Source organism: Kitasatospora sp. NPDC005856, assembly GCF_040629945.1.
In the GTDB taxonomy this organism is placed as follows: Bacteria; Actinomycetota; Actinomycetes; order Streptomycetales; family Streptomycetaceae; genus Kitasatospora.
Genome location: NZ_JBEXWT010000138.1, coordinates 5885 through 16807, shown reverse-complemented (window position 1 = coordinate 16807; position 10923 = coordinate 5885). Strand labels below are relative to the sequence as shown.

Here is a 10923-nt window from a genome sequence, read left to right as displayed (position 1 = left end):
CACCCCGCCCCCGGCCCCCCCCCCCCCGGGGGGGGGGGGCGCGGGGGCGCCCCCCCCCCCGGCGCGGATGCGTCAGCCCAGGGCGAGGGCGCGGAGGCGGTCGGCCGCGCCGTTGAAGTAGTTCTGGTCACCGGGGAAGGTGCCGGAGTCGGCGAACTGCCAGAAGGTCTGGTAGCTCCAGCCGTTCGGCAGGGTGCCGACGGACGTGGAGTAGCGGGCTATCCAGAGCGGGTTGGTGGTGCCGAAGTCGCCGTTGTTGCCGGTGCACTGGGTCCACCAGTTGGTGGTGGTGTAGATGGTGGGGTAGCGGCCGGTGCGGGAGTGCACGGTGTTGCTGAAGTCGCGGATCCAGCTGACCATGGCGCTCTGGCTGAGGCCGTAGCAGGTGGCGCCGTAGGGGTTGTACTCGATGTCCAGCGCGGGCGGCAGGGTCTTGCCGTCGGCGGACCAGCCACCGCCGTGGCTGACGAAGTAGTTGGCCTGGGTGGCGCCGGAGGAGACGTTCGGCAGCGCGAAGTGGTAGGCGCCGCGGATCAGGCCGGCGTTGTAGGAGCCGTTGTACTGCTGGGCGAAGTACGGGTTGGTGTAGCCGGTGCCCTCGGTGGCCTTGACGTAGGCGAACTTGGCGCCGTTGGCGGCGACCGAGGACCAGTTGACGTTGCCCTGGTAGCCGGAGACGTCCAGCCCCGGGGTCTGGGTGGCGGCGAGGGAGGCGAACGGGGCGGCGGGGCCGCGGCCCTCGCGGGCGGCGACGGTGGAGCCCGCGAAGTCCTGCTCGGGGTGGAAGCCGGGGTGGCCTTCGACGACGGGGGCGACGGGGGCGGGTTCGGCCGCGTACGCGGGGGCGGCCACGCCGGCGACCAGGGCGGTCGCGGCGGCGAGGGCGGCCAGCGCGGGCAGGCGGCGGACGGCCGGTCTGTCGGTGCCGGTGGGACGGGCGGAGCGGGAAGAGCGGGGCATGGGGCACTCCTCTGGTCCGAGCGTGGGGAAGGTCGAAATGACCCGGTACGGCCGGGGCCTGACCGGCCGTACCGCAGAGTAGCCATGCACCTGGCGACGCCGCCAGGCATCTTTTTTCACATAGTGAACGCACATCAGATGTGCCGGAGCGCCAGGACCGGCAACGGGGTTGCCGGTCCTGCCGGTGCGTCCGGCCGCGGAACGGCGCTCCGGGAGAGGGGGCGGAGCCGGCTCGGGGCGGCCTCGGGGTGGGTCCGGGTGCGTTCGGGGTGCTGTGGCACGATGCCCGCGGGCCGGCCACCACGGGCGGCCCCGCACGTGAGGAGAGGACCAGCCATGACCGAGACCGCCACCGACTCCGCCCGGCCCGACGGGGAGCCCGTGTTCCGTCCCGCCACGCCCGCCGACGTCCCGGCGCTGGTCGCCCTGGTCGAATCCGCCTACCGGGGCGACTCCAGCCGGGCCGGGTGGACCACCGAGGCGGACCTGCTGGACGGCCGGCGCACCAACCCGGAGGCCGTCGCGGAGGCCGTGGGCCACTCCGAGGGCCTGGTGCTGCTCGCCGAGCGGGACGGCGAACTGCTCGCCTGCTGCCAGCTGGAACGGCAGGGCGAGAGGGCGTACTTCGGCATGTTCTCGGTGCGCCCGGGGCTCCAGGGCGGCGGGATCGGCCGGGCCGTGCTGGCCGAGGCGGAGCGGCTGGCCGTCGAGCGGTGGGGCGTCGGCGCGATGGAGATGACGGTGATCGAGCAGCGCGCCGAGCTGATCGCCTGGTACGAGCGGCGCGGCTTCCGGCGCACCGGGGATTTCAGCCCCTTCCCGTACGGCGACGAGCGCTTCGGCATCCCGCTCCGGCCGGACCTGCGGTTCGCCCACCTCGTCAAGGACTTGAAGGCGGATTCCTGAGGGAGTGGAGCTCCGTGTACGGAAGTCGACGGCTGTAGCCGTGCCGGAACGGTGGCCGCCAGGGGAGTCGACGGCCCCCTGGAACGGCCCGCCCTCGGGGTTCGGTTCAGTTCCGCTGGACCGGGTTTCCGCAGGTGACGGGCTGTCAACTCGCTGAGCTGGGGCGATGCGGAGATGTCATACCTCGTTCATTATTGGTCTAGGCCAATGTGAGAAGCTGGGCGCGAACGGCCACGCTCCGTCCGCTGCCCAGGGGGCCATTTCCGCATGCCCGTACTCCATGGCACCGCCATGCCCGCACCCGACACCGGTCCGCGCCGGACACCCGCGGACCAGGACGACCACCGCCTGCCCGCTCCGCCCGACGACGAGGAGCTCTACTGGTACTTCGGCCCGCAGCGCCGCTGGGTGCTGCTCTGCGCCACCCTCTCCTACGCGGGAGCCACCGCCACGCTCGGCCTGTTCGCCCTCAGCAAGCCGCTGCTCTGGCCCTTCCTGGTGCTCACCGTCCTCAACGCGGCCACCTGGCTGCTCTCGCTCACCGACGGCCAACGCGCCCGGCGCTTCACCCGGGACTCCCACGACCTGCTGCTGCGCGCCTGGAACCCCGACCGCGCCCCGAGCGTCGACCTGCTGCTGCCGACCTGCGGCGAACCGCTGGCCGTCCTCGACAACGCCTACCGGTACACCGCGGCCGTCCGCTGGCCCGGTGAGCTGACCGTCCTGGTCCTCGACGACGCCGGCCGCCCCGAGGTGCGCCGACTCGCCGAGTCCTACGGCTTCCGGTACCACGCCAGGCCCGACCGGGGCCGGTTCAAGAAGGCCGGCAACCTCAACCACGGCCTGGCCGAGGGAACCGGCGAGATCGTCGCCGTCCTGGACGCCGACTTCTGCCCCCGCCCCGACTTCCTGCACCACCTGGTGCCCTACCTCGACAACCCCGAGGTCGGCATCGTGCAGAGCCCGCAGTGCTTCGACACGGACGCCGACATGTCCTGGCTCGAACGCGCCGCGGGAGCCACCCAGGAGATCTTCTACCGCTGGATCCAGCCCTCCCGGGACGCGCAGGACGGCACCGTCTGCTGCGGCACCAACGCCCTCTACCGCCGCGCCGCGCTCCGGCGGATCGGCGGCTTCGCCGAGATCGACCACAGCGAGGACCTCTACACCGGCCTCGCCCTCGCCCGCGCCGGATGGGCCACCCGCTACGTCCCCGCGCTGGTCGCCAAGGGCATGTCGCCCACCGGCCTGCCCGCCTTCATCAGCCAGCAGTACCGCTGGTGCCTCGGCTCCCTCGCCCTCGTCCGCGACCCGGACTTCCGCAGGGGCCCGCTCTCCCGATCCGCCCGGCTCTGCTTCTGGAACGGCATCCTCGGCTACGTCACCAGCGCGGTGAACGTCTTCGCCGTGCCGCTGCCCGCCCTGATCATGCTGTTCTTCCGGCCCGAGGAGATCCAGCCCTGGCAGGTGCTGCCGTTCCTGCCGCCGATCTGGGTCGCCCTGGTGCTGCTGCCCGCGATGTCCCGCACCCGCTGGCGCTTCGAGGTCACCAGGGTCCAACTCCTCGGCGGGCTCTGCCACGTGGTCGCCATCGCGCACGCGCTGCGCCGCCGCTCCGCCGACTGGGTGCCCACCGGCGCCGTGTCCGGCGGCAGTTCACTCGCCCGCGCCGTCGCCCGGATCGGGGTCGGCTGGCTCGGGCTCGTCGTCCTCGCGGGCGCCGCCGGACTGGTCCGGGCCGCGCTGCTGCACGGCTGGCAGCCGTACTGGGCGCTCGCCGGGCTGCTCGCACTCACCGCGTACACCATGATCCCGCTGATCCGGGAACTGTGGCCGCTGCTGAACGGGGCCGGTGGCGGCAAGGGAACCGCCGTCGGCGAGGTCGCCGCGCCCGCACCGGGCCGCTCCGACCTCGGGTTCGGGCGGGCCGAGGCCGTCGCCGTCACCGCCGTTCTGCTGCTGTGCGGGCTGCTGGCCTCCGGCTGGGCCGATCCGCTGATCTTCTGATCCGCCGTCAGTTCGCTGGCAACGCCTGACTGTTGCCGTTCCCGAGCTTCCCGAGCTTCCCGATCTCCCTGCTCTCCCTGCTCTTCCGCTCTTCCCGCTCTTCCTTGCGCGTCGCCCCACCGGCGCGGACACCGCCCGGCCGCCCCATCGGCCCGGCGGGCCCGACAACCGCTGCCAGCCCTGCAAGGAGCACCGCCGTGTCAACGGCCGCACCGTCCTCAGAGCCGTCCTCCGCACCGTCCTCGGAGCCGTCCGCCATACCCACCGACCTACTGCCCGGCGTCGTCGTGGTCGACCGGAAGCCCGCCGCTCCGCGGCGCGCCGCCGTCGCCGAGACCGGGCAGGCCCGCCGACGCACCGCCTTCCGCCCCGACATCGAGGGGCTGCGCGGCGTCGCCGTGCTCTCCGTCCTCGCCTTCCACTCCGCCGTCCCGGGCCTCACCGGCGGCTTCGTCGGCGTCGACGTCTTCTTCGTCGTCTCCGGCTTCCTGATCACCGGCCTGCTCGTCGGCCGCCCGCTCGGCCTGTGGGACTTCGCCGCCCGCCGCGCCCGGCGCATCCTGCCCGCCGCCGCCACCGTGCTGGTCGCCACCGCCGTCGCCGGCGGCGCCCTGCTCGACCCGCTGCGCGGCACCGACCTCGCCCACGACCTGATCGCCTCCGCCGGCCAGTTCGCCAACTGGCGCTTCGTCGGCGAACAGACCGACTACCTGGCCGCCGAACGCGACCCCAGCCCGCTGCAGCACTTCTGGTCGCTGGGGGTGGAGAACCAGTTCTACCTCCTCTGGGGCGTGCTGCTGCTCGGCCTCGCCCGCTTCCTGCACGGGCGCCGCCGCACCCTGGCGATCACCCTCGCCACGGTGGCCGTCGGCGGCGTCTCGCTCGCGCTCTGCCTGCGCTGGACGGCCACCTCCGCGCCGCTCGCCTACTTCTCCACCGGCAGCCGGCTCTGGGAGTTCGCGGCCGGCGCCTGCGTCGCGCTGGTGGGCCCGACCCTGGCCGCCCGCGGCGGGCGGGCCCCGGTCGCGTGGTCACTGCGGGTGCTCGGCTGGCTGGGCCTGGCGGCCGTCGTCGCGCCGGTGTTCCTGTACGACCGCAGCACCCCCTTCCCCGGCACCGCCGCGCTGCTGCCCGTCCTCGGCACCGCCGCCGTCCTGCTCGCCGGGCACGGCACCCCCGGCGCCACCTCCGCCGGACGACTGCTCGCCACCCGCCCGCTGCGCGCCGCCGGACGGCTCTCCTACGCCTGGTACCTGTGGCACTGGCCGGTGCTGACCATCGCCCAGGCCCGCTACGGCACCCTGCCCTGGACCACCCTGCTCGTTCTCACCGCCGCCAGTGCGCTGCCCGCCTGGCTCACCCTGCGGCTGGTCGAGCAACCGCTGCGGTACGGCAGCAGCCCGGCCCCCCGGCGCGGGCTCGCGGTCGGCGCCAGCGCCCTGGTCATCCCGCTGATCGCCGCGCTCACCCTCGGCGGCGGTACCGTGCGCGCCCTCGGCGACCCCTCCGCCGGGCCCGCGGCGGCCCCCGCCGGAGCCGCCGACGGCCCGAGCCTGCTCGCCCCCGGCACCCGGGTGCTCGCCCTGACCCCCTCGCTGGCCCGGGCCCGGGAGGACTTCCCGCCCGGCAAGGGCTGCGAGATCCCGCTCAACGCCGACAGCAGCCCGCGTTGCCTCTTCGGCGCCGAGGACAGCCCGGACCGGATCGTGCTGCTCGGCGACTCCCACGCCGGGCAGTGGATCTCCGCCGGCCTCGCCCTGGCCGAACAGCGGCACTGGGCCCTGGAGGTCCTGGTCAAGCCCGGCTGCCCGCTGGCCACCCTCACCGTGCGCAACAACGTGCTCGGCCGGACCTTCGAGGAGTGCGACCGCTGGCGCGAGAACACCCTCACCCGGCTGACCTCCGGCCCCAAGCCGCGCCTGGTCCTGATGGCCGGGCTCAACCGGTACGGCAGCCAGGAGGAGCGCACCGAGGGGTGGACCCGCACCCTGGACCGGCTCACCGCGCTCGGCGCCCCGCTCGCCTACCTCGGCGACACCCCCATGCCCGGCAAGGACATCCCGACCTGCCTGGCCGCCTCCGACGGCCGCTCGGACGCCTGCTCCTTCCCGCGCGACACCGCCTTCGAGCCCGATCCCGTGCTGGACGGCGGGCTCGCCGCCCGCTACGGGGTGCGGACCCTCGACCTCGGCCCACTGCTCTGCCCCGGCACCGGGCCCTCCTGCCCGGCGGTGTTGGAGGGCGTGGTGCTGTACCGGGACACCGGGCACATCACCGACACCCTGGCGCGGGTGCTGGCGCCCCGGCTGGACAAGGGACTGCTGGCGGCGGCGGGAGCCCCGGGGGCCGGTGCGGCCGGTCCGGCCGCGTCCGTGGCTCCCGGGCCGCCCTCGGCGCAGCCGTGGATTCAGCCGTAGATGCTGCGGCAGAGCCGGGCCGACTCCGACCCGGCCGGCCAGTGGCCCGCCCGCTCGGCCTGGTCGCAGATGGTGCTCCGCCCGCCGCCCGCCCCGGCACCCGCCGGGGTGGGCGCCGCCGACGGGCCGTGGGCCGGAGCCGGAGCGTGCGAGCCGCGCGCCGGCTTGGGGTGAGCGCTCGCCGAGGCGTGCGCGGCGTCGGCCGTCGCGCCGGCCCCGGCACTGGGCGCGGCCGCCGCCGCGTCCGGCCCGCCCACCAGGACCGCCGTGCCCGGGGTGGGCGGCGGCAGCGGGGACGGCGCCGGCGTGGCCGGTGACGGGGAGACCGGCAGCAGCCGCGCCGCCGGGTCCGAGGCGGAGGGCGAGGCGTCCGGCAGCGCGGCCACGCTGACGTCGTCGCCCGGCCCCGGCCCGCACATCACCAGGACGGAGGCCAGCACGGCGCCCGTCCCGACCATCGCGGCCGTCCAGGCCTTGCGTGACAGCCGCCTCGGCGGCGGTGTGGCGGCGGGCCACGGCGGTAGCGGATTCGTCGGGACCGGCGGCGGCTGCCAAGCGTTCTGCGGCCACTGCCATTGCCCTCCGGTGGGCTGCCCAGTCATGTGCTCGTCCTTCCAGCGGCCCCCCTCGAACCTTTCCGTGCTCAACGAGCGCGCCGACGCCGGGACATGACCCGGAAGAGGGGTCTGGACGGGCGTTGATTGCCACCGCGCCACATGCTGGGGGGCATGGAGACCAACAGCACGTCCAAACCCCTGGTCGAGGTGGCCGAGTTCCGGACCGACAGCCGCTACCGCCTGGTCCACTTCGAGGGCCACGGCTGGGAGCCGCTCGGGCCGGAGGAGTTCGAGCCGCGCGTCCACCAGCTCTTCCCCGACCTCGACCCGCGCGACCCCCAGCGGGTCCACTGGGTCGACCGCGCCTGGGAATGGCCCGCCTGGCACCCGGGCGAGGCCTGAGAGGCCCTGGAGGCCCGAACCGGACCGGCGCCGCAGTGGCCACCGTCTGACTTCGCTACGCTGAGCGGGTGAGTGTGGATCACTTCTGGCGCCGACTGCCGGGCCGGGCCGTGGACAACTGCTCGCCGGAGGAACTCGGCGAACTCGTGCCACGCGGCCTCGACGTCCGGTACGACCGGCTGGCCGCCGCCGGCCTCGCCCTCGGCGTGCGGCGCACCGCCGTCCTGATGGAGCTCGCCCTCACCGAGAACGGCCTGCATCCCGACCCGGCCGCCCGACTGCCCGTCTACGGCGGAGGACGCCACCAGGCTGACGGCACGCCGTCGGACGGCGGCATGCCGGTGCTGCGCCCCGCGCAGGTCGCGGCGGCCTCCGCCTTCCTGCGCGACTCGGCGCTCGGCGAACTCGTCCGCCAGCAGAACAGCGTGCTCGCCCGTACGGCCGCGCACCTCGGGTACCCGACGCCGTGGTCCGAGGCCTGGGCGCAACTCGTCGTCCACGACCTGCGCGAGCTGCGGGACTTCTTCGCGGCGGCGGCCGCGGCCGGGGACGCGGTGGTCGTCCGGGAGGCGGAGTGACCACACCCGCGGGGACGGCCGGGTACGGTGAGGCGGCGGAGCAACTCGCCGTCCAGTACGAGAGCGTGAGCTTCGCCGAGGTGCACCGCGAGCTGTACCACCGGTACCCGGCCCCGCCCGCCTCCGTCCTCGACATCGGCGCCGGCACCGGCCGTGACGCCGCCGCCCTGGCCGCCCTCGGCCACCGCGTGGTCGCGGCCGAGCCGACCCCCGAACTCCGCGCCGTCGGCGAGCGGTTGCACGCCGGCTCGGGCGTGCGCTGGGTCGCCGACGCGCTGCCGGACCTGCCGCTGCTCGTCGCCGAGGGCGAGCGCTACGACCTCGTCCTGCTCACCGCCGTCTGGATGCACCTCGCCCCCGCCGAGCACCCGTCGGCGCTGGCCGCCCTGACCCGCCTCCTCGCCCCCGCCGGCCGCCTCGCGCTCACCATCCGGCACGGCCCCGTCCCGGCCGGCCGGCGGATGTTCGACCTTCCGCCCGAGCCCACCGTCGCCCTCGCCGCCGACCACGGCCTGCGCCTCCTCCACCGCGCCACCCGCGCCGACCTGCACGGCCGGGACGGTGTCCACTGGACGATGCTGCTCTTCGAGCGGTAGGCGCTCAGCCGTGCCCCGGCCGTACGGTCCGGATCGGTAGCGGCGGGCAGGGGTCCTTCTCCTCGGTGAGGTCCGCCAGCGCCTCGGGCGGCTCTGCCCCGTCCCGTACGGCCAGCAGGTACGCCTTGGCCTGCGGGAGGCTCAGCCGCCGCGCCCGTCGGCGCAGGTGGGCCATCGCGGCGACGGCCCCGTCGGCCCGTGCGAGGGCGCGCACCTCCGCCGCCAACGGGTCGAGCGGCCGGATGCCCTTGACCTGCCGGAGGTAGAGGGCCACCCGGTCGTGGGACCTGAACGTGGTGGCGGGGATGTGGTGGACGCTCCCGTCGTGCCGGTCCACCAGGTAGGGCCCGCCGCCCACGAGCAGGTGACGCGAGTCGCCGGTGCGGGCGTACTCGGCGGTGTTCCAGGCGACGATCCACCCGGGGGCGTGCTCCACGACACCGAGGATGGCCAACTCGTGCTCACGCCAGGGCATTTCGGCGAGCAGTGACTCGACGGTCGCGACTGCTTGCTCTCTGGTGACGGCCACGCCCCTGATTCTCCACAGCCCGGCAAGCGGATTTCGCACGGTGTGCGGCGGAGGCCGGGATTGCCCGTGATTCGGGTGAGGCCGAACGAGGGCGACACCGGGGCGGGGCCGTCGGCACGATGGCTGTGCCGGCGGGAGAGAGCAGCGGTCAAAGACGCGGGGGATGGCCCCCGGCCGCTGCACCGTCCGGCGTCCGCCCGGTCCCGCGCCGGGCCGGCAACCGCCGGGTGCCGCGTCGTGCCCCCGGTTTCCTGACGAGCCCCTGGAAGGGGATGGCCTCATGAAGAAGATCACCGCTGCGCTCGGTGTCGCCGCCTTCGCGCTCTCGATCGGCGTGGCCGCCGCGCCCGCCGCCTCGGCGCAGGCGTCCAGCCGGTGCAACTACACCAGCAGCGAGCCGTTCCTGTCGTACGGCGACCAGTCGACGGCCGTCAAGCAGCTCCAGTGCGAGCTCTACTACTCGGTGAGGAGCAGCAACCTCACCCGCGACGGCATCTTCGGCGACGGCACCCTGGCGGACGTGAAGAAGTTCCAGGGCTGCGTCGGCCTGGCGAAGGACGGCCTGGTCGGCCCCAACACCTGGGCGCAGCTCGACAAGTGGACCGCTTCGTCCAGCTACGCCTGCTGACCTGCCGTGATGTGAGGCCCGGCCCCGCCCGCACGGGGCCGGGCCTCAGCCCGTACCGGCGGCCAGCAGCGTCAGGCCGGCCGCGGTGGGGGTGTGGATCGCCGTGTTCCGGTCCCGCAGGGTGGCGATCAGCCCGGCCGCTCGCAGCACCGTCGCGTGCTCGCTCGCGCTCGCCGCGGAGATGTGGAGGGCGGTGGCGAGGTCACGGGTCGTGCAGCCGTCCCGCTGCGCGATGGTTCGCAGGACGGCGGCGCGGGTGCGGCCCAGCAGTGCGGCCAGCGCCGGCGGCGCCCCCAGCGGTGTCGCGTCGGCCGGCGGTGCCGCCGACAGGCCCGCCCCTGCGGGCTGGTGGGCGGGATAGACCAGCATCGGCTGCGGTCCGGTGTCGTAGATCACGACGGGCGCGCCCGTGACGAAGACGGAGGGGACCAGCAGCAGCCCCCGCCCGTCGAGGTGGATGTCCCGGTCCAGCCCGGAGGCCAGGTCGACGTGCAGCACCGGTGCCCGCCAGCGGATCCGGGCCGGCAGCAGCTGCTCGAAGAGCCGCTCCACACCGCCGTGCAGCAGGTCGCGGCCACGGGCCGCGCGGTCGGCGGCCAGCACGTCCTCGGCGGCCGCCGTGTACGGGGCGAGCAGGACGTCGTGGACGTGGCCGAGGGCCTCCACCAGGCGGCCCAGCAGGTCGCGGTCCTCACCGAGGGTACGGGCCCAGCCGGGCAGCGGGCGGGTGGCCGCCGCGCCGGCGAGGTCCGCGCGGATGCGTCCGGCCGGCGTGGCGGCGACACCCTCCAGCAGCTCCGCGACGCTCCGGCTGCCGGGTGGACTCAGGAAGCCGGGGGACACCCCGTGCATCGGCACCAGGTCGAGGACCATCCGGGCCTGCGGGCCCAGCCTCCCGCGCACCGTCCGCCGCCAGGCCCCGAAGCGCACCTCGTGGTTGCGGTCCTGCAGGACGCGCACCGCCACGTTCAGCTCCACCATCGACGCCATCGACCCCGCCACCCTGGTGCGCGCGAGGTCCGCGCTGGTGAAGTGGAAACGGAACGCCATCCTGCCTCCTCCGGTACGGAACTGACGCGCCATCATCTCGTCTCCATGATGCCCGGGGATGCCCCGGGTGGTCTCCTGGCGGCGGCCCCGGCGGCCCCGGCGGCCCCGGCGGCCAACCGTCGGGTGGCTGGTGGCTGGTGGCTTGCGGTGTTCGGCACGGCGGCCCGGTCCGCCTCGGTGGCCCCCTCACTGACTGCCGGGCCTCGTGGCGCGCGGGGGGGGGGGCCCGCCGGCCACCCCCGGCCCCCGCACCGGGCGGCGCAGCCCGGCGCGGCCCGGCGGGGGGGGCCGCC

11 protein-coding genes are annotated in these 10923 nt (G+C 75.1%); 7 read left to right on the top strand and 4 right to left on the bottom strand.

Annotated features, from left to right (window positions below; translation table 11 throughout):
- Window positions 1–72: 72 nt before the first annotated feature.
- The gene (locus ABZ449_RS39715; protein WP_360356361.1) at window positions 73–960 is read right to left on the bottom strand and encodes a lysozyme; all 888 of its coding nucleotides are present in this window, start codon (window positions 958–960) and stop codon (window positions 73–75) included.
- A 336-nt stretch (window positions 961–1296) separates the two neighbouring features.
- Between ABZ449_RS39715 and ABZ449_RS39710 the strand changes: the two genes are divergently transcribed.
- The 3 genes from ABZ449_RS39710 (at window position 1297) to ABZ449_RS39700 (ending at window position 6290) form a co-directional block, all read left to right on the top strand.
- Window positions 1297–1866, top strand: a complete 570-nt coding sequence (locus tag ABZ449_RS39710) for a GNAT family N-acetyltransferase (RefSeq protein ID WP_360356358.1) — start codon at window positions 1297–1299, stop codon at window positions 1864–1866.
- A 267-nt stretch (window positions 1867–2133) separates the two neighbouring features.
- On the top strand, window positions 2134–3873 hold the full coding sequence (locus ABZ449_RS39705; RefSeq protein WP_360356355.1) for a cellulose synthase catalytic subunit: 1740 nt from the start codon (window positions 2134–2136) through the stop codon (window positions 3871–3873).
- A 197-nt stretch (window positions 3874–4070) separates the two neighbouring features.
- The gene (locus tag ABZ449_RS39700) at window positions 4071–6290 is read left to right on the top strand and encodes an acyltransferase family protein (RefSeq protein ID WP_360356353.1); all 2220 of its coding nucleotides are present in this window, start codon (window positions 4071–4073) and stop codon (window positions 6288–6290) included.
- Here the strand turns inward: ABZ449_RS39700 and ABZ449_RS39695 are convergent.
- The gene (locus tag ABZ449_RS39695) at window positions 6281–6892 is read right to left on the bottom strand and encodes a hypothetical protein (protein WP_360356350.1); all 612 of its coding nucleotides are present in this window, start codon (window positions 6890–6892) and stop codon (window positions 6281–6283) included. The two genes, ABZ449_RS39700 and ABZ449_RS39695, sit on opposite strands and share 10 nt — an antisense overlap.
- 126 nt (window positions 6893–7018) lie before the next feature.
- Here ABZ449_RS39695 and ABZ449_RS39690 point away from each other — a divergent pair, with 126 nt between their 5' ends.
- From ABZ449_RS39690 to ABZ449_RS39680, 3 genes are all read left to right on the top strand, one after another.
- Complete coding sequence (locus ABZ449_RS39690) at window positions 7019–7249, top strand: hypothetical protein (protein ID WP_360356348.1); 231 nt, start codon at window positions 7019–7021, stop codon at window positions 7247–7249.
- Window positions 7250–7317: 68 nt separating this feature from the next.
- Window positions 7318–7827 carry a hypothetical protein gene (locus ABZ449_RS39685; RefSeq protein ID WP_360356345.1) on the top strand — a complete coding sequence of 170 codons (510 nt, stop codon included), beginning with the start codon at window positions 7318–7320 and terminating at the stop codon, window positions 7825–7827.
- Window positions 7824–8423, top strand: coding sequence for a methyltransferase domain-containing protein (locus ABZ449_RS39680; RefSeq protein WP_360356343.1), 600 nt, complete (start codon window positions 7824–7826; stop codon window positions 8421–8423). Before ABZ449_RS39685 ends, ABZ449_RS39680 begins: the two co-directional genes overlap by 4 nt.
- 4 nt (window positions 8424–8427) lie before the next feature.
- On the opposite strand, the gene ABZ449_RS39675 is transcribed toward ABZ449_RS39680, so the two are convergent.
- The gene (locus ABZ449_RS39675) at window positions 8428–8952 is read right to left on the bottom strand and encodes a YrhB domain-containing protein (RefSeq protein ID WP_360356340.1); all 525 of its coding nucleotides are present in this window, start codon (window positions 8950–8952) and stop codon (window positions 8428–8430) included.
- 280 nt (window positions 8953–9232) lie between these two features.
- Here ABZ449_RS39675 and ABZ449_RS39670 point away from each other — a divergent pair, with 280 nt between their 5' ends.
- Window positions 9233–9580 (top strand): peptidoglycan-binding domain-containing protein, encoded by a 348-nt coding sequence (locus tag ABZ449_RS39670; RefSeq protein WP_360356338.1) that lies wholly within the window; start codon window positions 9233–9235, stop codon window positions 9578–9580.
- Window positions 9581–9625: 45 nt separating this feature from the next.
- Here the strand turns inward: ABZ449_RS39670 and ABZ449_RS39665 are convergent, their stop codons facing one another.
- The gene (locus ABZ449_RS39665; protein WP_360356335.1) at window positions 9626–10630 is read right to left on the bottom strand and encodes a helix-turn-helix domain-containing protein; all 1005 of its coding nucleotides are present in this window, start codon (window positions 10628–10630) and stop codon (window positions 9626–9628) included.
- Window positions 10631–10923 lie beyond the last annotated feature (293 nt).